We start from the raw sequence: 24,236 nt of genomic DNA, 5'->3' as shown, positions 1-24,236 counted from the left end.
CCTACCTCTTGGTTCATTACAAACCTGTAATCGAATTGTTCGGCTTTTGACCGAGATCACTGGCTAAGGTAGCGGCCTGCTTTCTGGAGCCGTTCCCATGTACCGCAACGCCTTGTTCTTGAGCTTCGCCATCAGCGCCAGCGTCCTGGCAGCACCCACCCTGCCGCGCCACGCCGACCTGGATTTGCACACCGCACGCCAACTGGCAGACGCCAGCCTGGCGCAATGCACGGCGGCACTTACCGTACTCGACCGGGGCGGCAATCCATTGTTGAGCCTGCGGGCCGACGGCGTGGGTCCGCACAACAGCATCGCCAGCCAACGCAAAGCGTACACGGCGTTGTCGACTAAAACCCCCACCCGGCTGTTTGCCGAGCGTGCGCGCAACAACCCCGAGGCCGCCAACCTTAACAGCTTGCCCGAATTGCTGTTGCTCGGCGGCGGTATCCCGCTGTTTGCCGACGCTGAACTGGTGGGCGCGCTGGGCATTGCCGGTGCCGGCGGCGCCGAGCAGGACGAAGCCTGCGCGGTAAAGGCAGCCAATCAACTTGGCCTGACAATCACCCCTTGAGGAAACTTCGATGAAAACCCTGACTATGACCCTCGCCGCCCTCAGCCTGAGCGGCCTGAGCGGTCTGGCCCTGGCGGCCGGAAACCCCTTGAGCGTGCACGTCCTGAACCTGGAAAACGGCCTGCCGTCTGCCGGCGTCAGCGTCACTCTGGAGCAGCACGTAGGCGATCACTGGCAATCGCTGTCCGAAGGTGTCACCAACCAGCAAGGACGCATCGCCGAACTGTTCCCGGCCAACCAAGCCATGAAACCGGGCGAGTATCGCGTGGTATTCAAGACCGGCGACTACTACAAGAAAGCCAATCGCGAGACGTTTTTCCCGGAAGTCCCGGTGATATTCGAGGTCAAGCAGGCCGACCAGCATTACCACATCCCGTTGTTACTTAGCCCTTACGGTTTCTCCACGTATCGCGGCTCCTAGTTCAACCGTCAACGCCTGCGGCATGCCGCAGGCGTTGCAGGTCGAGCACTTCAATCGCACCGTAACTCAAACCGATGACGCCCTGCTGCTCCAGCGCCTTGAGTAGACTGTTGATGGTCTGTCGCGACAGGCCCAACATCGCCGCCAAATCTTCCTGCGGCAACTGCAGGATCCGGCGCGTCTGGGCTATTTCACCGTAGCCTTCGGCGATCATCAGCAACCGATGAGCCAGGCGCACCGGCGTGGGCATCAGGCTTATCTGTTCGATATTGATCAACGACAGGCGCAGTTTGTGGCTCATCAGCAGCGCCACGTCCCGCCAGTACGCCGGGTGATCGTCGAGAATTCCGAGCATCAGTCCCTGCGGGATCTGCAGCAGTGTGCACGGGCCCATTGCCAGCGCATCGTGCGTACGCGGCAAGCTGTCAAACAGGCATATCTCACCGAACCAGTAAGGCGATTCGACCAAGCTCAGTACTGCTTCTTTGCCTTGGACATTGACCGCGCTGATCCGCACGGCACCTTCCAGCACGGCATACAAGCCACAGGGCGAATCGCCGCGTTTGAACAGGTACTCTCCCGCCGCGAGCTGTCTGACGCGGGAATTAGCCAGCAAGCTATTCTGAAAGGGCGCGGGCAGGTGGCTGAACCAATGACCGGTGGCCAACCGCGAGCGCCAGTGTTCCGCGTCCATGTGAACTCCTAAGATTGTCGCCCAACTGACAGTTCGCCACCGGCTGACAGGGCATGATCAAGCATCCTACAGGAGGAACAACAATGAAAAGCCTCGTCGACCACCTCAGTCAATACGCGGCCTACCACCGCGACCCGCGCAACATCGCCAGCCACTTTATCGGCATTCCGCTGATTGTCGTCGCGGTGGCCGTGCTGCTGTCACGCCCGGAATGGGCGATAGGCGGGGTGTGGATTTCACCGGCAGTGATCGTCGCATTGCTGTCGGCATGGTTTTACCTGCGACTGGAACTGGCGCTGGGTGTACTGATGACGGTGTTGATGGGCTTGTCGGTGTGGGCCGGGCATATGCTGGCGGCGCAGAGCACGATGGTGTGGCTCAGCAGCGGTATCGGCATGTTCGTGGTGGGCTGGGTGATTCAGTTTGTCGGGCATTACTACGAAGGCAGGAAACCGGCGTTTGTGGATGATGTGTCGGGGCTGATCGTGGGGCCGTTGTTTGTAGTGGCGGAGCTGGCGTTTTTGCTGGGGCTGCGCCATGACCTCAAGCAGCAGATCGAGGAGCGTTCGGGGCCGGTGGCCGTTAGAGGAAAACGCGCCACGGTCTGAAGCCGAGAGAGGTCTGAATGTGGGAGCGGGCTTGCTCGCGAATACGGAGTACCAGTCGACGCATTCATCAACTGGTAGACCGCATTCGCGAGCAAGCCCGCTCCCACATTGGGTGTTGCGCAATATTTAGGCTTTTTGCCAGACCTTGGGTTTGAAGAACAGGGTCTCGCCGCGTGCAAGATTGGTCAGGCTATCGTGGTCTTTCACCACTTCGGCTTCGATCAGTTCGTTCTGGCCTTCGACCTTCAAGGTCACACGCGTGGTCGCGCCCAGCGGGCGAATATCACGCACTTCAGCCGCGTGATGGTCTTCCAGCTCATGCCGCGACAGCGACACTTCGTGCGGGCGGAACAGCACGTGTTTGTCTTCGCCCAGGTGCAGGCGGTTCGAATCACCCAGGAAGTGATAAACGAAATCGCTGGCCGGGTTTTCGTAGACGTCACCCGGTGAACCGATCTGCTCAATCACCCCCTTGTTCATCACCACGATGCGGTCAGCGACTTCCATGGCCTCTTCCTGGTCGTGGGTCACGAACACCGAGGTCAGGTTGATGTCTTCGTGCAGGCGCGCCAGCCAGCGGCGCAGTTCTTTACGCACCTTGGCGTCGAGAGCGCCGAAAGGTTCATCCAGCAGCAGCACTTTGGGTTCCACCGCCAAGGCGCGGGCCAGGGCGATACGCTGGCGCTGGCCACCGGACAGCTGCTCCGGGTAGCGATCCGACAGCCAATCCAGCTGCACCATGTTCAGCAGCTCATGCACCTTGACCGCGATCTGGCTTTCGCTCGGGCGCTGGTTCTTCGGCTTCATGCGCAGGCCGAACGCCACGTTGTCGAACACGGTCATGTGGCGGAACAGCGCGTAGTGCTGGAATACAAAGCCGACATTGCGATCACGCACGTCGTGGCCGGAGACGTCTTCACCGTGGAACACGATGCTGCCGTCATCCGGGGTTTCCAGGCCGGCGATGATACGCAGCAAGGTGGTCTTGCCGCAGCCGGACGGGCCAAGCAACGCCACCAGCTCGCCACTCTGGATGTCCAGATTGATGCTGTTCAGGGCCTTGAAGGCGTTGAAGTTCTTGCTGACATTACGGACTTCGATCGACATGACTTATTCCTCAGCCGCACCGGCGCGCAGGCGGTTTATACGGTTCTCGCTCCACTGCTTGAGCAGCAGGATGAAGAGCGCCAGGATCAGCAACAGACTCGCCACCGCAAACGCGGCAACGTGGTTGTATTCGTTGTAGAGAATCTCGACGTGCAGCGGCAAGGTGTTGGTCACGCCGCGAATGTGGCCGGACACCACCGACACCGCGCCGAACTCACCCATGGCCCGCGCGGTACACAGCACCACGCCGTAGATCAAACCCCATTTGATGTTCGGCACGGTCACATGCCAGAACATCTGCCAGCCATTGGCACCGAGCAGGCGTGCAGCCTCTTCCTCCTGGGTGCCCTGCTCCTGCATCAGCGGGATCAGTTCACGGGCCACGAAGGGCACGGTGACGAAGATGGTTGCCAGCACAATGCCGGGCAAGGCGAACACGATCTGGATGTCATGGTCCTGCAGCCACGGGCCAAAGAAGCCCTGGGCGCCGAACATCAGCACATAGACCAGGCCGGCGATGACCGGCGACACCGAGAACGGCAAATCGATGAGCGTCACCAGGATGCTTTTGCCACGGAACGAGTACTTACTCACGCACCACGCGGCGCTGACGCCGAATACCAGGTTGAGCGGCACCGAAATTGCCACGGCGATCACCGTGAGCTTCAGCGCCGACAACGCGTCGGGCTCAAGGATCGCGGTAAAAAACGCGCCGAGGCCGTTCTTCAGGCCTTGGGTCACTACGATAAACAGCGGCAACAGCAAAAACAGCGCAAACACCAGCCAGCCAAGGCCGATCAGGATACGTCGCGATGCAGCACTGCCACGACGGGCGGCGTTGGCCGAGGACGCGGCGGAAATAGACGATTGGGACATGTTCCGCGCCTCCTTATGGACGTTCGATGCGCCGCTGCAACAAGTTGATCAGCAGCAGCAGGACAAACGAAACCACCAGCATCAACACGCCGATGGACGTGGCGCCGCGGTAGTCGTATTGGTCGAGCTTGACCATGATCAGCAGCGGCAGGATCTCGGTTTTCATCGGCATGTTGCCAGCGATGAAGATCACCGAACCGTACTCACCGACACCACGGGCAAACGCCAGGGCGAAACCGGTCAACCAGGCCGGCAGCAACGCGGGCACCAGGATGTGACGGAATACCTGCAACGGCTTGGCGCCCAGGCAGGCGGCGGCTTCTTCGACTTCCCGGGGGATATCGGCCAGTACCGGCTGCACCGTGCGCACCACGAACGGCAGCGTGACAAAGGTCAGCGCCAGGGTGATACCCAACGGGGTGTAGGCGATCTTGAAGCCCAGGTCGGCAGCGAACTGACCAACCAGGCCGTTAGGCGTGTACAGCGCGGTCAGCGCGATACCGGCGACAGCGGTGGGCAAGGCGAATGGCAGGTCGATCATCGCATCGATGACCTTGCGGCCGGGGAAGGTGTAGCGCACCAGCACCCAGGCCAGCAGCGTACCGATCACGCCGTTGATCAACGCGGCGTACAGCGCGGTGCTGAAGCTCAGTTGCAACGCCGCCAGCACGCGCGGTGCGGAGATGATGTTCCAGAACTGATCCCAGGTGAGTTGAGCGGCGTGTACAAACATCGCCGCGAGGGGGATGAGTACGATCAGGCTGAGGTACACCACGGTGTAGCCCAGCGTCAGCCCGAAGCCGGGTATGACGGGGGAGATACGACGCGACATAAGAGTCCTTGGTTAGGGGAACTGACACACAAAACCCGCAGGTGAATGCGGGCTCTGTGGGCGGGTTGTTGCTCGGCTTACTGCGCGGTGTAAATCTGGTCGAACACGCCACCGTCGTTAAAGAATTTCGGTTGGGCAGTTTTCCAGCCGCCGAAGTCTTTGTCGATAGTCACCAGGTCCAGTTTCGGGAACTGCTGGGCGTATTTGGCGGCCACTTTCGCATCGCGTGGGCGGTAGAAGTTCTTCGCCGCAATCTCCTGGCCAGCCGGGCTGTACAGGTGTTTCAGGTATTCAGTGGCGATTTCGGTGTTGCCCTTTTTCTCGGCGTTCTTGTCGACCACGGCCACTGGCGGCTCCGCGAGGATCGACAGGGACGGCACGACGATATCGAACTTGTCAGCGCCACCATCTTCTTTCAGAGCCAGGAACGCCTCGTTTTCCCAGGCCAGCAACACGTCACCCTGACCGTTGTTGACGAAAGTGATGGTTGAACCGCGAGCGCCGGTGTCCAGCACAGGTACGTGCTTGAACAGTTCTTTCACGTATTCCTGGGACTTGGCTTCGCTGCCACCGGCTTTCAGGCCGTAGGCCCAGGCGGCGAGGAAGTTCCAGCGCGCGCCGCCGGAGGTTTTCGGGTTCGGGGTGATCACCGACACGTCTTTCTTGATCAGGTCGCCCCAGTCCTTGATACCTTTAGGGTTGCCCTTGCGCACCAGGAACACGATGGTCGAGGTGTACGGGGTGCTGGCGTCCGGCAGGCGGGTCTGCCAGTTTTCCGGCAGGGTCTTGCCCAGCTTGGCGATTTCGTCGATGTCACCGGCCAGGGCCAGGGTGACCACGTCGGCGCGCAGGCCGTCGATCACCGCGCGGCCCTGCTTGCCCGAACCACCGTGGGATTGCTGGATTTTGACGTTGTCGCCGGGGTGGGACTGTTTCCAGAAGTTGGTGAACTCAGCGTTGTAGTCCTGGTACAGCTCACGGGTCGGGTCGTACGAGACGTTGAGCAACTCATAGTCCTTGGCAACGGCGGAACCTGCAAACACGGCGCTGGCCAGGGCGGCCAGGGCATAACGGCGAATCGACGACATAGAAGCTCCTGAAAATTCTGGGGTGTTGGCTTTTTCTTATATTAAGTGCGGGTCTATCGCCGTCAGTGCTTAGCTCGGTTTGTTACCCGGGTTCTGCAAACGGAATTTTTCTTTGCGTTCGATCTGTACCACTTGAGCGTTGTGCACAGTGATTTCCACCGCGCCAAACCGCAGATCGCGCAAGGCGCTCTGGATCTCACGCAAAATGGCTGCTTCGTCCTGGCCGTCGACGCTACGTAGAGATGCGCTCATGGTCTCGCTCCTGAAATGAATAGTGCCTCGCAGTGGCGGCACTGCTTGCGGCGTGAGAGCGATAGTAGATAAGCGCGGATATTCTTAAAAATACTATTTAAGAATGTTTATATAACCAGAAAGAATTTTCTGGTGGGGCGTGGGGTTGCAACAGCTTTCAGCTCGAAAATACTTCTTTATGGGTGCCACTGAACCCTGTGGGAGCCGGGCAAGCCCGGCTCCCACATTGACCGCGTTATGCCTGTCCGATTACGGGGGCCCGCGACCAATCAATTTCCTGCGCTGGCATCGGCCGGCCAAACCAATACCCCTGCCCCATATCGCAGTCCTGATCCAACAGAAACCGCGCCTGTTCGACCTGCTCGATCCCCTCGGCATGCACCTGCATGCCCATGCTTTTAGCCAGGGCGATCACCACGCGCACGATGGCCGCGTCATCTTCGTCCCAGGGCAAACCGGCAACAAAGCCCTGGTCGATCTTGAGCTTCTGCACTGGCAGCCGCTTGAGGCGCAGCAGTGACGAATAACCCGTACCAAAGTCATCAATGGCCAGGCGCAAACCCAGCTCCCGGAGGCGGTGCATCTGCTCCAGCGCGACCTCGGGGTCCTCCATCACGGCGCTTTCGGTAACTTCCAGCTCCAAAAAGGCCGGATCCAGGCCCGTGTCATGCAGCACCTGGGCAACCTGCTCGTACAGTTCACGCCGCGCAAACAGACGGCTGGACACATTGATGGCGATAAAACTCAGCGGTGTGCCGTCGGCCAGCCATTGGCACATTTGCCGACACGCCTGATCCATCACCCACGCATCGATCTCGGCAATCAACCCGGTGCGCTCGGCGATCGGGATAAATTCCCCCGGCGGCACCAGGCCGCGCTCCGGGTGCAGCCAGCGCACCAGCGCTTCGACGCCGATCAGACGGCTGCTGTGCAGGTCGTGCACGGGTTGGTAATAGACGCAGAGCTCCTGCTGTTCGAGTGCGCGGCGCAGCTCGCTGGCGACTTCCACGCGATTCTGCGCGTGGGCGGTCAGCTCCTCCGTGTACAAGGCGTAGCCTTCGCGGCCGGCGCTCTTGGCCTTGAACAGCGCGGAATCGGCGTTACGCAGCAACTGCTCGGCGCTCAGGGCATCGTTGGGGAACAGGCTGATCCCGATACTGGCGCTGATAAACAGCTGGTGGCCGTCGAAGATAAAGGGCTGTTTCATCGCGTCCAGCATGCGCTGCGCCAGGCCCGCCGCCTGGGCCACCTGTGGACAACTTTCCGCCAGCACCGCGAACTCATCTCCCCCCAGGCGCGCCAGCGTAACGCCAGGGCCAAACAGCGCCTTGAGGCGTTCGCCCACCAGCTTGAGCAACTGGTCCCCGACGTTATGGCCCAGGCTGTCGTTGATGATCTTGAAGTGGTCCAGGTCCAGCAACAGCAGGGCGCAACCGCGCTTGTGGATCTGCGCCGAGGCCAGCGCCTGCTCGGCGCGGTCGGTGAACAGCAGGCGGTTGGGCAGGTCGGTCAGCGGATCGTGGTGCGCGAGGTGGGCCAGTTCGTGCTCGGAGTCCTTGATGGCGCTGATGTCGGAAAACACCGCGACGTAATGGCTGACCTGCCCTTGGTCATCGTGAATGACCCGAATGGTCTGCCACTGTGGATAAATCTCACCGCTTTTGCGGCGGTTCCAGATTTCACCGCTCCATTCGCCGGTGCGCTCCAGGCTTTGGAACATCTGTTGATAGAAATTCGACGAATGGCGACCGGATTTAAAGAGGCTGGGCTGATGCCCCATGACGTCTTCGCGGCTGTAGCCGGTGATCTCCATGAAGGCCCGGTTGACGTGCACGATCAGCCCCTGTGCATCCGTCACCAACACGCCTTCGCGGGTGCAATCGAACACGGCGGCGGCTTGACGCAGGCGTTCGCGGTTTTCTTTCAGGGGTTGTTGCAGCTGGTTGGCTCGGACAAACCGAGCGCAGATCAGGTAAATCGCCAGAGCGCTGAGCGCCACCCATACATAGCCGCGCACCTGCAGCCAGTGGTTCAGCTCACTCGGGTTATCGAGAAACTCGATCAATAGGCGCTGGGTTACGCCGATCCACAGAACGGAAACCAGCAGGTATACCAGCCCCGCACGCAGGGCACCTCGGTATGAAAACAGCATATGGTCAGTAATCCTTACCCAAAAAACAGAATCGCCCTACAAAGGCTGCGGATTATAGAATAAGAAACATCCAGTCACTCCTATCTGAAAGGTCGGCTGGTTTTCTCTGTAGGCTTAGTGATAATGCGTGAGCTGTTCTTTTCTTTATCTGAGGGCCATACAGCCTATGTGGTACAACGGTTTTCTTGACCTGTCAGCCTGGCAACTGGTGGCGGTCACTCTGTTGATGACCCACGTGACCATCGTTGCGGTCACAGTCTATCTGCATCGCTATTCAGCCCATCGCTCCCTGGAGCTCAATGCCGGCCTGAAACACTTTTTCCGCTTCTGGCTGTGGTTGACCACGGCGCAGAACACCCGCGAGTGGACCGCCATCCACCGCAAGCACCACGCCAAGTGCGAAACCGTCGACGACCCGCACAGCCCGGTCATCAAGGGCCTGTCCACTGTGATGCGCAAAGGCGCCGAGCTGTACCGCGCCGAGGCCGAAAACCCCGAGACGCTGCGCATCTACGGCAAGAACTGCCCGGAAGACTGGATCGAACGTAAAATCTACACGCCCTACCCGCTGCTGGGCGTGGCAATCATGGGCGTGATCGACCTGCTGCTGTTCGGCACCATCGGCATCACCATCTGGGCGATCCAGATGATGTGGATTCCGTTCTGGGCTGCTGGTGTGATCAACGGCCTGGGCCATGCCGTGGGTTATCGTAATTTCGAATGCCGTGACGCGGCGACCAACCTGGTGCCATGGGGCATCATCGTCGGTGGCGAAGAGCTGCATAACAACCATCACACCTACCCCAACTCCGCCAAGCTGTCGGTGAAGAAGTGGGAATTCGACATGGGCTGGGCCTGGATCAAGGTCTTCAGCTTCCTGCGCCTGGCCAAGGTGCAACGCGTCGCGCCCATCGCCCACCGCGTGGAAGGCAAGGGCCACCTGGACATGGACACCGCCATGGCGATCCTCAACAACCGCTTCCAGATCATGGCCCAGTACCGCAAGTTGGTGATCGGCCCACTGGTCAAGCAGGAGCTGGAAAAGGTCGATCACTCCGTTCGCCACCAATTCCACCGTGCCAAGCGCCTGCTGTCGCGGGAAACCAGTTTGCTCGATGACCGCCATCACCTGCGCATCCAGAGCATGCTGGAACACAGCCAGGCCCTGAAAGTGATCTACGAAAAGCGCCTGGCGCTGCAGCAGATCTGGCTCAAGACCAGTTCCAATGGCCACGATATGCTCGCGGCGATCAAGGAATGGGTGCATGAGGCCGAGGCCAGCGGCATCCAGTCCCTGCGGGATTTTGCTCACCAATTGAAGACTTATTCGCTGCGTCCTGCGGCGGTCTGATGGTGCGGTGGGAGGGCTTGCTCTCCCACCTATCAGCTTTTTGGCGTCATTTACCGGGCACCGGCAATCGGTCCTGTTGACGGAACTTCACTGCAATTCCCCTCTCTCAATGAACACTTCGCCATCATGGTGGCCCCTTGTAGTGACCGCTGCTCCAGCCTGCGGCGCGCCCAGAGAGAGTTGTGCCGATGGTTCACGAAAATCCCTACTTGCCCGATCCCCCCACCGCTGAACATCCGCGTCCGGCTGCCGCCGCGACCCTGTTGGCGCTGGTGCATGCCCAGGGTGAAGTCGAGCGGTTGAGCGAGCGTGAGCAGCTGTTGAGTTCGATGCTGGTGAGCGTGAACGCCGTGCTATGGGCCATCGATTGGGAAACTCGCCGTGTGCTGTATGTGAGCCCGGCCTATGAACGCGTTTTCGGCCGTTCCGCGGGCCTGCTGCTGGCCGACCATCGTGAATGGCGCAACAGCATTCACCCCGAAGACCTCGACTACGCCGAGCACAGCCTGGCCCGCGTGCTGGAACAAGGCGCCGTGGAGGACCGCGAGTACCGTATCATCACCGCCGATGGGCAGATCCGCTGGCTGAGCGACAAGTGCTACATCAACCAGCAGGTCGAGCCCGGCGAGCCGTTGATCGTGGTGGGCATGGCCGAAGACATCACCGATAAGAAACAACTGGAGCTGGAGTTGCACCGCCTGGCCACCACCGATGTGTTGACCCAGAGCAGCAACCGCCGGCACTTCTTCGAATGCGCCAACCAGGCCTTCGATACGGCCTGTGCGCAAGGTGCGCCGCTGGCCTTCCTGCTGCTGGACATCGACGACTTCAAGGATGTCAACGACAGCTATGGCCACCTGGAAGGTGATCAGGTGTTGCGCCGTATCGCCGAGAGCGGTCGCGGGGTATTACGCCGTGGCGACCTGTTTGGGCGCATTGGCGGCGAAGAGTTCGCTGCCGTATTGCCCGGCTGCGCGCCGGAGATGGCCTTGCAAGTGGCGGAGCGGCTGGGCAGGGAGATCCAGGAACTGAGTTTCAGCTATGAGAGCCAGGCGTTCAGCGTGACCATCAGTCAGGGCCTGGCCAGCCTCACGGAGCAAGACTCGACCCTGGACAGCCTTTTTGCCCGCGCCGATGCGGCGATGTACGAGGCCAAGCGCCTGGGCAAAAATCGCGTCATAGCGGGCTGACGCTATGCCTTACGGATCCGCGTCAGCTCCGCCAAGCCGACCTTGAGCAATCGCGCAGTCTTGCCCCTGGCCAGCTCTTCCAAGCCCTGATGTTCCGTCAAACGCGCCATCTGCGCCGCCAGGTTCACCACCAATGCATCCCTGGCATACACACCGCCCTCCAACGAATAAATCGCCGCGATCAATTGGCGCAGTTCCAGCGGCAAACGCCAACGCGCGCGCAGTGCCGAACCGTAGGCGGCACCAAAGGTGTAGAGCGATTCACCAATCGCTTCGTCATCCAGCGCACCGCCGCCCTGGCGCCAGTCTTCCAGGCAGCGCAACAACGCCAGGTCACCGAGTCGGTGGAGGATGCCGGCGCTGTAACAGCGTTCGTGGTCCAGCTCCAACATGCGTGCCAACCGCCGAGCGTAGTCGGCGGTGTCCTGGGACAATTGCCAGTGGCGCTCGGCATAGGCCACCAGAGCCGGGTCGCCCAGCACCACGTTGTGCTTGAGCGCCAGGCCGAGGATCAGGTTCATGCTTTGCCCCGGCGCCAGCTTTTGCAAGGCAGCAGGCAGGGTTTGCACAGGGTTGCCGTGATGGCCGGCGCTGTTGGCGGCGGCGATCAGCACGGCGGTGATTTGCGGGTCCATGCGTACCTGGTCTTCCAGGCGCTTGAGGTCCAGGCCTTCGGGCCCGAGGCTGTGTTGCACGGCGTCTTTCACATCGACGCGCAAGGGTGCGCCATCGGACGCTTCGCGGCGGCGCTCAAGGAACACCGGCAAGGTTATGCCCGGTGACAGCGGCGCAATCTCGCAGTACACCGTTTCGCCTTCATTGAGCAGCAGGTCTTGCAGGCGCTGGGTCAGGCCTTCCATGTTCAGGGGTTTGGTCAGGTACGCCGTGGGCGCCAGGGGCAAGGCTTCACGCACGCTGGCGCTGTCATTGCGACTGCTCAGCAGAATGAACGGCAGCGCAGGCGAGCGGCGCTTCTGGCGCACATTACGCAGCAGGCTCAAGCCGTCAATGCCCGGCAGTTCCCAATCGGCCAGGATCAGGTCGTAGGCTTTCTCTCGCAACAACGTCGCCGCCTGTTGACCATCGGCACACACATCCAGCCGTGCGTCGCAGCGCACATTCAACAACACTTGCTTGAGCAGGTCCCGCGACCAAGGGTCCGCCTCGGCAATCAACACGCGGGGTACAGCGGGTAAATCAACAGCAGTCATCCTGCACGCTCCATCGGCAATGCTTGCACCTTAGACAATGCAGACGCCTACGTACAATGAACACGGCCTGAATGTGCGGCGATGGGCATAAAAAAACCCGCCGAAGCGGGTTTTTCCTGTCGATCAGGTCAGCCTCCGCTTACAGCTCGGAGAAGCACTCTTCGATGATCGCCAGGCCTTTATCCAACTGCTCGTCCGGCGAGGTCAGCGGGACCAGCACGCGCAACACGTTGCCGTAGGTGCCGCAGCTCAGCAGGATCAGGCCCTTGTCACGCGCCTTGGCCACCACGGCGGCAACGGCAGCGGCGTTTGGCTTGTGGCTGTCGCCACCTTCGAACAGCTCGACCGCGATCATCGCGCCCAAAGCACGCACTTCGCCAATCACCGGGTACTTGGCCTGGATAGCCTTGAGGCCAGTGACCAGACGCTCGCCCACAGCCTTGCAGCGGTCCAGCAGGTGCTCTTCTTCGAACACTTCCATCACGGCCAGGGCCGCCGCGCAAGCGATCGGGCTACCGGCGTAGGTGCCGCCCAGGCCGCCTGGCGCGATAGCGTCCATGTACTCAGCCTTGCCGCACACACCCGCCAGCGGGAAACCACCAGCGATGGACTTGGCGAAGGTGGTCAGGTCGGCGGCAACGCCCATCTGCTCCATCGCGAAGAAAGTACCCGTACGACCCGCACCGGTTTGCACTTCGTCAGCGATCAGCAGGATGCCGTGCTTGTCGCACAGTTCACGCAGGCGCTTCATGAAGGATTTAGGCGCGACGTAGAAACCGCCTTCGCCCTGCACCGGCTCGATGATGATGGCAGCGATATCACGCGGCTCGGCATCGTTCTTGAAGATGCGTTCGATGCTGGCGATGGAGTCGTCGTCGCTCACGCCGTGCAGTTCGTTCGGGAACAGCGCGCGGAACACGCCGCCTGGCATCAGGCCCATGCCGGCCGAGTAAGGCACGACTTTACCGGTCAGGCCCAGGGTCATCATGGTACGACCGTGGTAGGCGCCAGTGAAGGCAATCACGCCAGCACGGCCAGTAGCGGCACGGGCGATTTTCACGGCGTTTTCGACGGCTTCGGAACCGGTGGTGACCAGCAGGGTTTTCTTGGCGAAATCACCTGGGACCTTGGCGTTGATTTTTTCGCACAGTTCCACGTAAGGCTCGTAGGCCAGTACCTGGAAGCAGGTGTGCGTCAGCTTGTTCAGTTGCTCGGTCACGGCCGCGATGATTTTCGGGTGCACATGGCCGGTGTTCAGCACGGCGATACCGCCGGCGAAGTCGATGAACTCGCGACCTTCAACGTCGGTCACGGTGGCGTTCTTCGCGGATTCGGCGAAGATCGGGTGAATCTGGCCAACACCGCGGGGTACAGCGGCTTCGCGGCGTTTCATCAGGGATGCGTTGGTCTTGCTCATAAAGTCCTCATTCGCCACTCATCGGGTGGCGTGGTCCAAGGAATACGTGGCGGGGAGGCAACTGCGGCAGCATGCGATGATCGACTGCCACAGCGTTCCCGGCCACTACGAATAACGGGGTGAAACACGCAAAGGGTCAGCGCTCTCGTGCCCTCTGCGTTTGCTGCAATGCCTTGCCGGACGGATTAGATGCCCAGGCAGAGGTATTTGATCTCCAGGTAATCCTCGATCCCGTACTTGGAGCCTTCACGGCCCAGGCCCGAGGCCTTGATGCCGCCGAACGGCGCCACTTCGTTGGAGATCAACCCAGTGTTCACGCCGACCATGCCGTATTCCAGGGCTTCGGCCACACGGAACACACGGCCCAGGTCGCGGGCATAGAAGTAGGAGGCCAGGCCGAACTCGGTGTCGTTGGACATCGCGATCACTTCGGCTTCGTCCTTGAAACGGAACAGTGGCGCCAGCGGGCCAAAGGTCTCTTCCTTGGCGACGGCTGCGTCTTTCGGCACGTCGACCAGGATAGTCGGCTCGAAGAAATTGCCTTCCATCACCTTGCCCCCGGCCAACAGCTTGGCGCCTTTGCTCAGCGCATCGGCAATGTGTTCCTGCACCTTGGCCACGGCTTTTTCGTCGATCAGCGGGCCGGTGGTGGTGCCTTCCTCCAGACCGTTGCCGATCTTGAGCTTGGCCACTGCAACCTTGAGTTTTTCAGCAAAGGCGTCGTACACCGAATCCTGGATGTACAGACGGTTGGCGCAGACGCAGGTCTGGCCGTTGTTGCGGTACTTGGAAATGATCGCGCCTTCGACGGCCTTATCCAGGTCCGCGTCGTCAAACACGATGAACGGCGCGTTGCCGCCCAGCTCCAGGGAGACTTTCTTGATGTCCTTGGCGCACTCGGCCATCAACTGGCGACCGATTTCCGTCGAGCCGGTGAAGGACAATTTACGCACGATCGGGTTGCTGGTCAGCTCGCCGCCGATGTCGCCGGCGCTGCCGGTCACCACGCTCAGGACGCCTTTCGGGATACCGGCACGGTGCGCCAGCTCAACCAAGGCCAGGGCCGAGAACGGAGTTTGCGAAGCCGGCTTGATCACCATGGTGCAACCGGCGGCCAGGGCCGGGCCGGCTTTACGGGTGATCATCGCGGCCGGGAAGTTCCACGGGGTGATCGCAGCGGTCACGCCGATCGGCTGCTTGATCACGATCAGGCGTTTGTCGGGCTGGTGGCCAGGGATTACGTCGCCATAGATGCGTTTGGCTTCTTCGGCAAACCACTCGATAAAGGAGGCGGCGTAGACGATTTCGCCCTTGGCTTCGGCCAGTGGCTTGCCTTGTTCGAGGGTCATCAGGCGACCGAGGTCGTCCTGGTTTTCGATCAGCAGTTCAAACCAGCGGCGCAGCTTGTTGGCGCGCTCCTTGGCGGTCAGTGCACGCCAAGCCGGCAACGCCTTGTCGGCGGCTTCGATGGCGCGGCGGGTTTCAGCGGCGCCCATCTTTGGCACGGTGCCGAGAATCTCGCCCGTGGCAGGGTTGTTGACCTTGATCGTTTGACCGTTGTCCGCATCGACCCAAGCGCCATCGATAAAGGCTTGCTGGCGGAACAACTGGGCATCTTTAAGCTGCATGTCGGCTTTCCTTAACAGCACCGCGCGCACGCGGAGCGAATTAGAGTTGTTGAAAGGCGCCTTGTGGGCTGCCGTCAGGGAAATCAGCCCCAGCGCGCAAAAGGAGTGAAAGCGCACGCGGGAGACAGAGCGTTTGAAATCTCAAACGAATCCTAGGATCAATGGGGGTACAGGGCAATAGTCTGTTCGAAAAAAAGAACGAAAACGACACATCTATCGGATTTATCTGATCAGCGTAGATGGGTCGGGTTCCTGCGCCCTGATCGGTGGCGCCCGGCTTAGGGCCTCTGTACGGCAAATTCCTACACGCGAACGCCCAAAGACCAGCATGGACGCCCAAGGTCGACATGGGTATGATGTCGCCCGCACAAGCATCCGTAGCTCAGCTGGATAGAGTACTGCCCTCCGAAGGCAGGGGTCGTGGGTTCGAATCCCGCCGGGTGCACCAGATATGATGAGAAAGCCCCAGGTCGAAAGGCCTGGGGCTTTTTTGTGGGCGACGATTCAGTGTTTCTGCAACGCCTCCAACCGCGCTGGCAAGTCCACTTCAGGAAAGCGCTGATGCAAGGCCAACAGCTTCTCATCTGCCGCTCTGGTCTCCCCAACGTCACGCAGGTTGATGATTTCCTGCAGCCCCTCCTCCAACGAAGGCAACGCTACCGGCGCGCGCTTGCTGAGCTTGGCGCTCGACTCATCCGCCATCGAGCCCATGACTTGCGCACGTTCGGCATTGGGCGCGATGGCCAGTCGGGCCACGGGTGCCGGCGCGGACATTGGCGGCGCAGCGGCAGGCGCGGCTTGCTCATGCAGCGCGGAGAAGGTCGCCGTGGAAATTTCGGGTTGCGGTACAGGTGAGCGCATTACCACGCCGATCATGAGCGCCAAGCCTGCAACCGTGGCGAATGCCATTTGCCAGCGTGGCCGTTGGCAGGCTTGCAGCCAGCGTTGCCACAGGTTCGGCTGCGGCGCCGGAGCTTCGCGGCGGGCGGTGTTGAGGATGAAGGCGTCGAGGGACGCGGGCGGCTCGCCGGTGCTGTGTTGACGCATGTGCTGGAGCAGCATGTCGTCGGGGTCCGGGGTGTGTCGGGAGTCGGTCATGCGGGTATCTCCTCGGCCAGCAGGCGGCGCAGTTTCTGCTGGGCGTAACGCAGGCGGCTTTTGACGGTTTCCAGCGGGGTACCGGTGAGGGCGGCGATTTGCGGGACTTCGAGGTCGCCGTGCAGGCGCAGCAGGAAGACTTCGCGCTGGTCCTCGGGCAGGTCTTGCAGCGCAGCGTCGAGCCGCGCCTGGTCGCGGCTCAGGCTCAGCTGCTGCTCGGGGCCGGCGCTGTCGTCGGCCTGGGCGTGCAGTTGCTCGTCGTAGCTGTCGTGCAGCGGGTTGTGGATGCCGTGCTTGCGCCAGTAATCGATCAAGCGGTTGCGGGCGATCTGGAACAACCATGTACGAAAACTCGCCCGGCCTTGTGGCTGGGTTGCGCTGCGGATCAGGCTGAGCCAGGTTTCCTGATAGATTTCCTCGGCCAGTTCGGTCTTGTTACTCAAGGACACGAGGAATCGGTACAGGCCCTGGCGGTGCCGGGCGTACAGGGCTTCGAACGCGGCGCTGTCGCCGGTTCGGTAGCGGGCCAGCAGTGATTCGTCGCTGGGTAGGACGTCTGGAGCGGGCATATCGACGGCTAACTCCCTTTATTCACGGTTTGGCCGCAGGTTTAAGGCTCTGCGCCAATTCCACCAGTTGCACAAACTCATTACGCAGCCCGAAGGGATCGTCGCCTCGGGCCGAGCGGGCCAGTGCAGCGGTGTCCTGCAGGCTCATGCTGCCAGTGTAGCGGCCATCGCCCTTGAGCTGTTGGGCGAAGGCGGCCACTGCTGCCGCGAAACGCAGGTCGTCGCTGGCCCTGCTCGACACAGTGCTGATGGGCCGCTCGATCAACCGGCTGTCGCCACCCGCCGCCGGCTTGTAGCGCACACGCAGCATCGCCAGCTCAGTGGATTTTCCCTCGGCGGCCGGCGCAGCAACGTAGCGCAAGGGCTCCAGCCAACCCTTCTGGCCCTTGGGCACAATTTCGTACAGCGCAGTGACCGTATGCCCGGCCCCGATTTCAACCGCGTCGACCTTGTCGTTGTTGAAGTCCTCACGCTTCAAGGCGCGGTTTTCATAGCCCAGCAGGCGATATTCGCTGACGCGCGCCGGGTTGAATTCCACCTGCAATTTCACGTCACGGGCCACGATCGCCAGGGTCGAACTGAGTTGGTCCACCAGTACTTTGCGCGCTTCGCGCAGGTTGTCGATGTAGGCGTAGTTTCCATCACCCGCGTCGGCCAGTTGCTCCATCAGGTGTTCGTTGTAGTTATCCACACCAAAGCCGAGGGTGGTCAGGGAAACGCCACTTTTGCGCTGCTCTACCGCCATTTGCTTGAGGCTGTCGAAGTCGCTGATGCCCACGTTGAAGTCACCGTCGGTGGCCAGCAGGATGCGGTTGATGCCCTTGTCGATAAACCCTTCGCGGGCCATCTGGTAGGCCAGCTCAATACCCGACGCGCCCGCCGTGGAGCCGCCGGCAGTGAGTTGATCGATGGCGTTGCGGATCTTCTCTTTGTCACGACCCGAAGTAGGCTTGAGCACTACGCGGGATTCCCCGGCGTAGACCACCAAAGAAACACGGTCTTGATCGCGCAATTGATCAACCAGCAATTTCAGGGTGCTTTTGACCAGCGGCAAACCTTCGCGGCGGTCCATGGAGCCGGACACGTCCACCAGGAACACCAGGTTGGCCGGCGCCAATTGCGCCACGGCGCGGTCGGAGGCCTTGATGCCTATGCGCAGCAACTGGGTGTGAGGGTTCCACGGTGTGGCGGCCACTTCGGTGGTTACGCCAAAGGGCGAACCGTCGGTGGGCAGCGCGTAGTGGTAGGGGAAGTAGTTGACCATTTCCTCCAGTCGTACAGCGCCTTCGGGCGGCAGGCTGCCTTGGTTGAGGAAGCGTTTTACGTTGGCGTAGCTGCCGGTGTCGACATCCACGCTGAAGGTTGAAACCGGCGTTTCAGCCACGCGATGCACCGGGTTGTCCGGTAGGTTTTCGTACTGTTCGCGGGGTTCGCTGCGGTAGTCCATCGCCACGGACTCCTGCATCACCCTTCGTGCGCTCATGGGGGCAGGCATCGGCATGCGTTTAACCAGCGCGCCTTGCACTGGAGCGCTTTGCAGCTCGGAGACCGGCGCCGCTTCGTCAGGCTGGGCCACATCGTGGGAAGAGGACAGCCCACAACCGGCCAGCGTCACCAGCAAGGTAACGGCAAAGCCCTGGGCAGCAGGACGCAGGAAGAGCAGAGGACGGGACATGGGCTGAACCTCGTGAATGAATGATCCGTTCACAAGGTCAGACGCAAGGCGCTGGCTGTTCGGGTTAAACCGTTCGGCGGGACAGAAACACCTCCCCCGCCGAACCGTTCAATCAGTCAGTGCCGTATTTCGGGTTACGCGGACCGTACAGGATCCCCGCGCGCTGGCCCGGCGACAGCAGGCGCGCGCTGGTGATACCGGCAATCGGATGCGCCGCGTCGGTAGAGCTGTTGATCACTTGCTTGACCGCCGCCGTGATCAGCATGCCGACGAGGCCGCCGCCGTTGTTGTTGCCTTCCTCGCTGGACGCATGCGCCGAGCCGGTCCACAGGGTGGTGCCGGTGCGCAGGTCGACCAGTTTGGCCGAGGCCGTCACGGAGGTGTCGCTGGAGATCAGCATGTACTTGGTGCCGTAATTGGTCACGGTGATGTACAGCGCCGAATCCGCACCAAAGATGTCATGCAGCTTCGCCGGTGGCACCGCCTGGATATCGTTGGCGGTGGTCAGGCCGTTCTGGCGGAAGGTTTCGTCCACCAGGGCAATCGGCAACACGTAGTAGCCGGCTTCGGCCAACGGGTAGGTCACTTGCGAGACCATGCTGTAGGACGCCTGCACTTCCGGCGATTCATTGATCGGCGGCAGGACCAGGATCGACTTCGGTCGTGCCTGTTTATAGGCTGTGTAATCAATGGTCTTGGGGGCTGCGCAACCGCCGAGCAAGGCCAGGGCCAGCAAGGCGCCAGTGAGTTTCAACAGGCTCATTTAGTGGCGACTCCGGTCTTGGCGTTTTTCAGCAAAAAGTCCATGTACGAGGCAGACTCAGGGAACAGTGCCTTCTCGGTGCGGAATTCCTGCACCATCTGGTCATCCTTGCCCATGCTCAGGTAAAGCATGCCCAGGTGGGCGTGGTAACCCGGCGGGGCCTTGCGGCCACTGGCGTTGATCTTCTGCAGATCCCGCTCCAGCGCCTCGACCTGCGCCTCCTTGGGCTCGCCCTTGAAGTACTCGTAAACCTGCGGCTGGTAGCTTTCCCATTGGTACAGCGGCTGGGGCGCCGTCTGGCACCCGGCGACCGTCGCCACTGCTGTCAGCATCAGCGCCAACTTGACTGCCTTGCTCATCCTTGTACTGCTCCTTGAGGTGCTGCTGATCAGTTGCGTGGGTTCCAGGCGCCGGCGTTGATGCCGTCGACAAGGCGGTTGATGGCTTCACGCATGGCCAGGTCGAGGACCTTGCCATTGAGGGTGGAGTCGTAGCTGGCGGTGCCGCCGAAGCCGATCACTTCGCGGTTGGACAGCGCGTACTCACCTGCGCCCTGGGTGGAATACACCACTTCGGAGGTGCTGATGTTGACGATATTCAACGCGACTTTGGCGTAGGCCACTTGGGTCTTGCCACGGCCAAGGATGCCGAACAGCTGGCGGTCGCCGGTTTCTTTGCGGCCGAACTCGGTCACGTCGCCCGTCACTACGTAGTCAGCGCCTTTAAGCTTCTGCACGGTGCCTTTGATCGCGGCTTCCTGGGAGATCTCGCCCATGTTGTCGCGGTCCAGCACGCTGAAGCGGTTGGTCTGCTGCAGGTGGGTGATCAGGATGGTCTTGGCCTGGCCGCCGAGGCGGTCAACGCCGTCGGAGAAGATGCCACGCATGTAGCTGGAGCGGTTGTCGAACTTGCCCACGGCAATCGGTACCCGTACGCCGGAATAGGCGACGTTGGCGCTGGCGACTTGTTCCACCGGCATGGCGCGGTTGCTCTCCGTGGCGCAACCGGCCACGGTCAGCAGCGCTGCGGCGGTGAGGCCGGACAGCAGGATTTTGGACAGTGTTTTCACAGGGTGCTCCTAAGTGGGAAAACGGGTGCGGCAGCTAACGCTAGCGGGACGGAATGCCACGCAGGTCGTCAACAATAAATCGGCTCAACAAACCGGTGTAAAAGGTCTCGACGCTGGAGTTGCCGGAGTTGGTCAGCACCCCGGCCATCGTTTTCATGTTCTGCCAGTCGCCCTTGTACCCGCCAGGCATCAGCCCTTGGCGAGCCTGAGAAAAATGCAGCACCTCGGCGCCGGCTTTCTTGATCTTGACCTGGTAGTTGAAGTCGACACTGGCGAGGATGGTCTTGTCATCGACGATGGCCGTCATGAAACCGCCTTGGGTGTCTTGTATGCGCCGGGTATAGATGACGTTCACATCCAGCAGGTAATCGGCCTTGTCCTTGCTGCTGGCATAGCGCTTGGACTTGAGCAGGCGGTCGACCAGATCGACACCGAGTTGCTGGCGCACTTTGTCATCCGGCAGGAAGCGCTCGTTCTTGCCCACCACCTCGACGTCGAAGGTGTCGAGCCAGTAGGTCGCAGTCTTGGGGATGGTCACTGGCGCCGGGGAGATGTAGTAATCCGGCTTGGAAGCACAGCCCGCCATAAGGCAGGCCGCGAGCAATACGGCAAACACACGCATGTATGAATTCGTCCCTGAAAAGTATCGAGCCTTAAACAATCGCGGCATTTTACGGAGTTGAAAGGCGTTCTCAAGCTGTTTTGACGTCCTGGCAACGCCGTTTTACTGGCGCTTGCACGCAAGCCTCTGGCGAAATCTCCTAAGGCTTTGTCAGGAAAACAAAAACAATAGTGGCTATTGGCCTTTACTCGATAAATAAAAAGGTTTGCCAACCGGCCTCATTCTACTAACCGGCCACGGCTGCACCCTCCCTGTTCTGCTCACGTGTTGATCACAATCGTCTTGGCCAACATATCGCCCAAGCGACGGCGCAAACCGAACAGTGCAAAAAGACCGTCCAGAACACTGAACAGCAGCTTCGGCACATTGCGCAGAAACGACTGGAACAGCGTGCAGTTCATTGGATACGGGTAACCCACCACCGCCGTGCGGCATACCCGTTTACCCAGGCTCTGGCCGTTGGGTAACGCATCGCAAAACAAAAGGTACCCGAAGGCTGAGAACATCAGCACATAGCGCAAGCCAGTAAACAACATCGGGCCCGCCAGCGAGTGCAAATAGAGATAGGCGTAGTCCAGGTTGCGCATCAAAAACAGCAGGAAAAACACCACGGCCATATCGATGAAATAGCCGAGCAACCGCCGGAACGGGCTGGCTAGGTCCCAGGTTTGTGCAGCCGATACTGAATCGTGCATAACGTGCTTATCCCCGGCCATTGTCATAAATATCCGCCAGGCCGCGCACGCTCGTCAGGTTGCCTGTCTGGATCACGATGGTCTTGGCGAACATGTCGCCCAGGCGCGTCCTGGATTCCATGAAGATCCACACCCAATCGATGACCACCAGCGCGCCGGAATTACGCGTGAATGACTGGGAAATACTGCAGCCTTTTCGGGTCTTGCGGTCGACGGTGGCAATGCTCAGCAGGCGCTTGCCCAGGCTCTGGCCGTTGGGGAGCGCATCAGCCAGCAGGAAGTAGGCGAAGGCCGCAAAAAACGCGGAAAGAAAACCCGCCTTGGGCGTCACCGCAGGAACGTAGACAGACAGCGCCCCGGCGGCGAATTTGACGACGAAAAAGATCAGCACCGCGAGGGCGCAATCGATGAGGCGCGCGGCCAGGCGGCGTCCGATGCTGGCCAGGATGGTCGGGCGTTTAGCGGTGTTGCTTGCGTCCATGCGGTGTTGCTCCAGCTTTAAGAAGGAAAATTGGTGTCGACAAAGTTTTTGGCAAAGTCTTCGGCGTTGATTGGCACACCGGCCTGGGCGAATTTTGCCGAATTTGTGCGCCAAACAGCACGGATTTTTTCCTCCAAGGAGGTCGGAAACTCCATCTGAGAAGCGACGACATCAGACCAACTGCCCTGCGTCCCATACAGTTCGTGCAACTTGGGTTCGAGTGCCGTCAAATCGGCGCGTTGCTGGTCGGACAGCGCACCAATGGCCGACAGGACATAGCATTCAAGAAGACGGAGAAAGGGCTTTCCTGCATATCGATTCATCATCAAAAACGCTCAACGAACATTGAAAAATCAAAAGGACCAAACCGACTGCCTATCCAAGCCCAGCCAGCTTCAAGGCGTTTGCGGCTGCTTTGAATCAGCGCAGATTTGCTCCCACCCTTTTTCAATCACACCCGTGTACTTGCCGCACGATGCCCCTTTTAACTGAGACTCCATAAAATCGCGTTCCGGCTCGACCCACAGCAGGCCAACCAGATAGGCCGCACCCGCCGCAAGCATCAGCAGCGCCACTGTCCGAGTCAACATAAACCGGAGCGTGGCTGCGGCAGTGCGAGACCGCTCAAACACAAACGCGAACAACAGGCCAATGCCGCACCACACAAAGACGCCGGCCGCCACGCCCAGCGCTGACGAGCTGCGGTCGAGGTAGAGCCAGGCCAATATGAATACGCTGGCGCTGCCGCACATCACCAGCAGGCACAACCACTGCACAACCCGACACGTCCCACTCGAAAGGCTCATGGGAACGTCGTCCCGATACGCGCCCGGTCATTTGAGAACCAGATGCCCGTCACCTTGCCCACCACGTCCTCAACCGCGACCTGGCCCATGAAGCGGCTGTCGTTGCTGCTCCAGCGGTTGTCGCCCAGCAAAAAGAGGTGCCCTGGCTCGACCGTGACCGGTGCCATTTCAAGGGATTCAGGCCCTTTTACACGGTCGGCCGGTGCGTGAAACAACCCGAGGTTTTCGCCGTTGTGGATCAGTTCACCGTTCACCAGGGCTAACGTGTCCCCAGCAACACCCGCCACGCGCTTGACCGCTTCAGTGCCATTCCAGCGGTACACCACGATATCCCCCACCTTGGGCGGACCGGCGCGCAGGTCCGTCAGGATGTAGTCGCCAATGGACAGCGTCGGCACCATCGATCCGGATGGGATGTAGTAATTTTTAAACCCCAGCACGGGTACCCGCAATACATCGAGCATCAGTACCGCAATCACCATCACTCCGACGTAAAGGACGTGGAAACGCTTGCGTGGCACATTGGGCGGTCCGTTGTAGCGACGCGCGAGCACGGCGGACAGGATGGCTGAGCCCAGCTTGACGATGATCAAGAAGGCGAATAGCCCATACAGCCCAATGGGGGTAGCGACCAGCCCCAGCGCGCCCAGCAACGCGAAACCGCCGTACAGCAATATGGCGACCCCGATACCCCACTTGATACGGCCGACATACACCAGGCCCCAGCCGGCCACCAGGCAGGACATGAGGAAGGCCAGGAGCGGGAATTTTGCGGATTTCATTGATCATCCTTAAAGAGGTAAAAAGCATCTATAAAACAAGTAAATGCGACGTTCAACGAACATTAGACAACCACAAGACAAAACCTAGAATAAAGCCAGCTCCAGCCATCTTGAGATAAAGCGGCACATTCTCCTTTATAAGCACGGCAACGTCCTCGCCACCACTCAACCAATACCCGGCAACCTGAAAGAACACACACATGAACAATAGGCCGAACGCACAGACGCAAGAAAGATAGACAGCGAGCCACCAAGGTTCATTTCTTCTCATTACCGTC

27 protein-coding genes and 1 tRNA gene are annotated in these 24,236 nt (G+C 60.4%); 6 read left to right on the top strand and 22 right to left on the bottom strand.

The features are described 5' to 3' along the window. Positions 1-97: 97 nt before the first annotated feature. Both ACP7EW_RS19195 and uraH read left to right on the top strand, forming a co-directional pair. On the top strand, positions 98-571 hold the full coding sequence (locus ACP7EW_RS19195) for a GlcG/HbpS family heme-binding protein (RefSeq protein WP_426218992.1): 474 nt from the start codon (positions 98-100) through the stop codon (positions 569-571). 10 nt (positions 572-581) lie between these two features. Beyond that, entirely contained in the window at positions 582-992 is a 411-nt protein-coding gene (gene uraH / locus ACP7EW_RS19190; RefSeq protein ID WP_426218990.1) for a hydroxyisourate hydrolase, read from the top strand. A 1-nt stretch (position 993) separates the two neighbouring features. Here uraH and ACP7EW_RS19185 read toward each other — a convergent pair whose 3' ends face one another. Then, entirely contained in the window at positions 994-1,686 is a 693-nt protein-coding gene (locus tag ACP7EW_RS19185; RefSeq protein ID WP_426218988.1) for a Crp/Fnr family transcriptional regulator, read from the bottom strand. A gap of 83 nt (positions 1,687-1,769) precedes the next feature. Here ACP7EW_RS19185 and ACP7EW_RS19180 point away from each other — a divergent pair, with 83 nt between their 5' ends. Beyond that, positions 1,770-2,294, top strand: coding sequence for a DUF962 domain-containing protein (locus tag ACP7EW_RS19180; protein WP_426218987.1), 525 nt, complete (start codon positions 1,770-1,772; stop codon positions 2,292-2,294). Positions 2,295-2,420: 126 nt separating this feature from the next. Here ACP7EW_RS19180 and ACP7EW_RS19175 read toward each other — a convergent pair whose 3' ends face one another. The 6 genes from ACP7EW_RS19175 to dibA all read right to left on the bottom strand — a co-directional run bounded on the left by ACP7EW_RS19175 (position 2,421) and on the right by dibA (position 8,601). Beyond that, on the bottom strand, positions 2,421-3,401 hold the full coding sequence (locus tag ACP7EW_RS19175; RefSeq protein WP_314524277.1) for a sulfate ABC transporter ATP-binding protein: 981 nt from the start codon (positions 3,399-3,401) through the stop codon (positions 2,421-2,423). A 3-nt stretch (positions 3,402-3,404) separates the two neighbouring features. Continuing rightward, positions 3,405-4,277, bottom strand: a complete 873-nt coding sequence (cysW, locus tag ACP7EW_RS19170; protein WP_178950417.1) for a sulfate ABC transporter permease subunit CysW — start codon at positions 4,275-4,277, stop codon at positions 3,405-3,407. A 13-nt stretch (positions 4,278-4,290) separates the two neighbouring features. Continuing rightward, entirely contained in the window at positions 4,291-5,109 is an 819-nt protein-coding gene (cysT, locus tag ACP7EW_RS19165) for a sulfate ABC transporter permease subunit CysT (RefSeq protein ID WP_016975029.1), read from the bottom strand. Between the two features lie 77 nt (positions 5,110-5,186). Then, positions 5,187-6,197: a sulfate ABC transporter substrate-binding protein gene (locus ACP7EW_RS19160; protein ID WP_426218985.1), complete on the bottom strand. Its 1,011-nt coding sequence runs from the start codon at positions 6,195-6,197 to the stop codon at positions 5,187-5,189. Positions 6,198-6,266: 69 nt separating this feature from the next. Then, positions 6,267-6,449, bottom strand: a complete 183-nt coding sequence (gene oscA / locus ACP7EW_RS19155) for a sulfur starvation response protein OscA (protein ID WP_003170956.1) — start codon at positions 6,447-6,449, stop codon at positions 6,267-6,269. Positions 6,450-6,684: 235 nt separating this feature from the next. Beyond that, positions 6,685-8,601 carry a phosphodiesterase DibA gene (gene dibA / locus ACP7EW_RS19150; RefSeq protein ID WP_426218983.1) on the bottom strand — a complete coding sequence of 639 codons (1,917 nt, stop codon included), beginning with the start codon at positions 8,599-8,601 and terminating at the stop codon, positions 6,685-6,687. 166 nt (positions 8,602-8,767) lie between these two features. On the opposite strand from dibA, the gene desA reads away from it, so the two are divergent. Beyond that, positions 8,768-9,952 carry a delta-9 fatty acid desaturase DesA gene (gene desA, locus ACP7EW_RS19145; protein WP_426218981.1) on the top strand — a complete coding sequence of 395 codons (1,185 nt, stop codon included), beginning with the start codon at positions 8,768-8,770 and terminating at the stop codon, positions 9,950-9,952. 188 nt (positions 9,953-10,140) lie between these two features. Further along, entirely contained in the window at positions 10,141-11,142 is a 1,002-nt protein-coding gene (locus ACP7EW_RS19140) for a sensor domain-containing diguanylate cyclase (protein ID WP_426218979.1), read from the top strand. A gap of 2 nt (positions 11,143-11,144) precedes the next feature. On the opposite strand, the gene ACP7EW_RS19135 is transcribed toward ACP7EW_RS19140, so the two are convergent. The 3 genes from ACP7EW_RS19135 to gabD form a co-directional block, all read right to left on the bottom strand. Further along, positions 11,145-12,353: an HDOD domain-containing protein gene (locus tag ACP7EW_RS19135; RefSeq protein ID WP_426218976.1), complete on the bottom strand. Its 1,209-nt coding sequence runs from the start codon at positions 12,351-12,353 to the stop codon at positions 11,145-11,147. A 139-nt stretch (positions 12,354-12,492) separates the two neighbouring features. After that, entirely contained in the window at positions 12,493-13,770 is a 1,278-nt protein-coding gene (gabT, locus tag ACP7EW_RS19130; RefSeq protein WP_033898922.1) for a 4-aminobutyrate--2-oxoglutarate transaminase, read from the bottom strand. 185 nt (positions 13,771-13,955) lie between these two features. Beyond that, the gene (gene gabD, locus ACP7EW_RS19125) at positions 13,956-15,398 is read right to left on the bottom strand and encodes an NADP-dependent succinate-semialdehyde dehydrogenase (RefSeq protein ID WP_338573956.1); all 1,443 of its coding nucleotides are present in this window, start codon (positions 15,396-15,398) and stop codon (positions 13,956-13,958) included. Between the two features lie 371 nt (positions 15,399-15,769). Between gabD and ACP7EW_RS19120 the strand changes: the two genes are divergently transcribed. Continuing rightward, positions 15,770-15,846: transfer RNA gene (locus tag ACP7EW_RS19120), tRNA-Arg, on the top strand. A 56-nt stretch (positions 15,847-15,902) separates the two neighbouring features. Here the strand turns inward: ACP7EW_RS19120 and ACP7EW_RS19115 are convergent. The 12 genes from ACP7EW_RS19115 to lepB all read right to left on the bottom strand — a co-directional run bounded on the left by ACP7EW_RS19115 (position 15,903) and on the right by lepB (position 23,958). Further along, a complete protein-coding gene (locus ACP7EW_RS19115) occupies positions 15,903-16,496 on the bottom strand; it encodes a hypothetical protein (protein WP_426218973.1) in 594 nt (197 codons plus the stop codon). Beyond that, on the bottom strand, positions 16,493-17,065 hold the full coding sequence (locus tag ACP7EW_RS19110; RefSeq protein ID WP_016976659.1) for an RNA polymerase sigma factor: 573 nt from the start codon (positions 17,063-17,065) through the stop codon (positions 16,493-16,495). The genes ACP7EW_RS19115 and ACP7EW_RS19110 overlap by 4 nt, the downstream gene beginning before the upstream one ends. 22 nt (positions 17,066-17,087) lie before the next feature. Continuing rightward, positions 17,088-18,740 (bottom strand): vWA domain-containing protein, encoded by a 1,653-nt coding sequence (locus ACP7EW_RS19105; RefSeq protein ID WP_426218970.1) that lies wholly within the window; start codon positions 18,738-18,740, stop codon positions 17,088-17,090. A gap of 112 nt (positions 18,741-18,852) precedes the next feature. Continuing rightward, on the bottom strand, positions 18,853-19,503 hold the full coding sequence (locus ACP7EW_RS19100) for a DUF799 domain-containing protein (protein WP_012721604.1): 651 nt from the start codon (positions 19,501-19,503) through the stop codon (positions 18,853-18,855). Beyond that, positions 19,500-19,862: a DUF4810 domain-containing protein gene (locus tag ACP7EW_RS19095; protein WP_025855472.1), complete on the bottom strand. Its 363-nt coding sequence runs from the start codon at positions 19,860-19,862 to the stop codon at positions 19,500-19,502. The genes ACP7EW_RS19100 and ACP7EW_RS19095 overlap by 4 nt, the downstream gene beginning before the upstream one ends. Before the next feature lie 29 nt (positions 19,863-19,891). Beyond that, complete coding sequence (locus ACP7EW_RS19090) at positions 19,892-20,572, bottom strand: CsgG/HfaB family protein (RefSeq protein ID WP_010214228.1); 681 nt, start codon at positions 20,570-20,572, stop codon at positions 19,892-19,894. A gap of 40 nt (positions 20,573-20,612) precedes the next feature. Beyond that, on the bottom strand, positions 20,613-21,194 hold the full coding sequence (locus ACP7EW_RS19085; RefSeq protein ID WP_133076580.1) for a hypothetical protein: 582 nt from the start codon (positions 21,192-21,194) through the stop codon (positions 20,613-20,615). A 260-nt stretch (positions 21,195-21,454) separates the two neighbouring features. Beyond that, positions 21,455-21,889: an RDD family protein gene (locus ACP7EW_RS19080; RefSeq protein ID WP_426218968.1), complete on the bottom strand. Its 435-nt coding sequence runs from the start codon at positions 21,887-21,889 to the stop codon at positions 21,455-21,457. 7 nt (positions 21,890-21,896) lie between these two features. Beyond that, the gene (locus ACP7EW_RS19075) at positions 21,897-22,370 is read right to left on the bottom strand and encodes an RDD family protein (RefSeq protein WP_426130720.1); all 474 of its coding nucleotides are present in this window, start codon (positions 22,368-22,370) and stop codon (positions 21,897-21,899) included. Positions 22,371-22,387: 17 nt separating this feature from the next. Further along, entirely contained in the window at positions 22,388-22,696 is a 309-nt protein-coding gene (locus ACP7EW_RS19070) for a hypothetical protein (protein WP_426218966.1), read from the bottom strand. A gap of 69 nt (positions 22,697-22,765) precedes the next feature. Beyond that, complete coding sequence (locus tag ACP7EW_RS19065) at positions 22,766-23,176, bottom strand: hypothetical protein (protein WP_426218964.1); 411 nt, start codon at positions 23,174-23,176, stop codon at positions 22,766-22,768. Then, positions 23,173-23,958, bottom strand: a complete 786-nt coding sequence (lepB, locus tag ACP7EW_RS19060; protein WP_426218962.1) for a signal peptidase I — start codon at positions 23,956-23,958, stop codon at positions 23,173-23,175. The genes ACP7EW_RS19065 and lepB overlap by 4 nt, the downstream gene beginning before the upstream one ends. Positions 23,959-24,236: the final 278 nt, after the last annotated feature.

Origin of the sequence: Pseudomonas sp. DWRC2-2 (assembly GCF_049897885.1) — a bacterium.
GTDB classification, from domain to species: Bacteria; Pseudomonadota; Gammaproteobacteria; order Pseudomonadales; family Pseudomonadaceae; genus Aquipseudomonas; species Aquipseudomonas azotoformans_A.
Note: the sequence above shows the minus strand (reverse complement) of the source record. Positions and strands in the feature narration are given on the sequence as shown.

Bases quoted from the DNA above. Each gene is read 5' to 3' on its own strand.
- cysT (WP_016975029.1), bottom strand. From the start codon at position 5,109: ATGTCGCGTCGTATCTCCCCCGTCATACCCGGCTTCGGGCTGACGCTG.
- ACP7EW_RS19075 (WP_426130720.1), bottom strand. From the start codon at position 22,370: ATGGACGCAAGCAACACCGCTAAACGCCCGACCATCCTGGCCAGCATC.
- gabT (WP_033898922.1), bottom strand. From the start codon at position 13,770: ATGAGCAAGACCAACGCATCCCTGATGAAACGCCGCGAAGCCGCTGTA.
- lepB (WP_426218962.1), bottom strand. From the start codon at position 23,958: ATGAAATCCGCAAAATTCCCGCTCCTGGCCTTCCTCATGTCCTGCCTG.
- desA (WP_426218981.1), top strand. From the start codon at position 8,768: ATGTGGTACAACGGTTTTCTTGACCTGTCAGCCTGGCAACTGGTGGCG.
- ACP7EW_RS19140 (WP_426218979.1), top strand. From the start codon at position 10,141: ATGGTTCACGAAAATCCCTACTTGCCCGATCCCCCCACCGCTGAACAT.
- ACP7EW_RS19065 (WP_426218964.1), bottom strand. From the start codon at position 23,176: ATGAGCCTTTCGAGTGGGACGTGTCGGGTTGTGCAGTGGTTGTGCCTG.
- ACP7EW_RS19135 (WP_426218976.1), bottom strand. From the start codon at position 12,353: ATGACTGCTGTTGATTTACCCGCTGTACCCCGCGTGTTGATTGCCGAG.
- ACP7EW_RS19115 (WP_426218973.1), bottom strand. From the start codon at position 16,496: ATGACCGACTCCCGACACACCCCGGACCCCGACGACATGCTGCTCCAG.
- ACP7EW_RS19080 (WP_426218968.1), bottom strand. From the start codon at position 21,889: ATGCACGATTCAGTATCGGCTGCACAAACCTGGGACCTAGCCAGCCCG.
- ACP7EW_RS19185 (WP_426218988.1), bottom strand. From the start codon at position 1,686: ATGGACGCGGAACACTGGCGCTCGCGGTTGGCCACCGGTCATTGGTTC.
- cysW (WP_178950417.1), bottom strand. From the start codon at position 4,277: ATGTCCCAATCGTCTATTTCCGCCGCGTCCTCGGCCAACGCCGCCCGT.
- ACP7EW_RS19085 (WP_133076580.1), bottom strand. From the start codon at position 21,194: ATGCGTGTGTTTGCCGTATTGCTCGCGGCCTGCCTTATGGCGGGCTGT.
- uraH (WP_426218990.1), top strand. From the start codon at position 582: ATGAAAACCCTGACTATGACCCTCGCCGCCCTCAGCCTGAGCGGCCTG.
- ACP7EW_RS19100 (WP_012721604.1), bottom strand. From the start codon at position 19,503: ATGAGCCTGTTGAAACTCACTGGCGCCTTGCTGGCCCTGGCCTTGCTC.
- ACP7EW_RS19175 (WP_314524277.1), bottom strand. From the start codon at position 3,401: ATGTCGATCGAAGTCCGTAATGTCAGCAAGAACTTCAACGCCTTCAAG.
- ACP7EW_RS19180 (WP_426218987.1), top strand. From the start codon at position 1,770: ATGAAAAGCCTCGTCGACCACCTCAGTCAATACGCGGCCTACCACCGC.
- ACP7EW_RS19105 (WP_426218970.1), bottom strand. From the start codon at position 18,740: ATGTCCCGTCCTCTGCTCTTCCTGCGTCCTGCTGCCCAGGGCTTTGCC.
- ACP7EW_RS19095 (WP_025855472.1), bottom strand. From the start codon at position 19,862: ATGAGCAAGGCAGTCAAGTTGGCGCTGATGCTGACAGCAGTGGCGACG.
- oscA (WP_003170956.1), bottom strand. From the start codon at position 6,449: ATGAGCGCATCTCTACGTAGCGTCGACGGCCAGGACGAAGCAGCCATT.
- ACP7EW_RS19110 (WP_016976659.1), bottom strand. From the start codon at position 17,065: ATGCCCGCTCCAGACGTCCTACCCAGCGACGAATCACTGCTGGCCCGC.
- ACP7EW_RS19195 (WP_426218992.1), top strand. From the start codon at position 98: ATGTACCGCAACGCCTTGTTCTTGAGCTTCGCCATCAGCGCCAGCGTC.
- gabD (WP_338573956.1), bottom strand. From the start codon at position 15,398: ATGCAGCTTAAAGATGCCCAGTTGTTCCGCCAGCAAGCCTTTATCGAT.
- ACP7EW_RS19070 (WP_426218966.1), bottom strand. From the start codon at position 22,696: ATGATGAATCGATATGCAGGAAAGCCCTTTCTCCGTCTTCTTGAATGC.
- ACP7EW_RS19160 (WP_426218985.1), bottom strand. From the start codon at position 6,197: ATGTCGTCGATTCGCCGTTATGCCCTGGCCGCCCTGGCCAGCGCCGTG.
- dibA (WP_426218983.1), bottom strand. From the start codon at position 8,601: ATGCTGTTTTCATACCGAGGTGCCCTGCGTGCGGGGCTGGTATACCTG.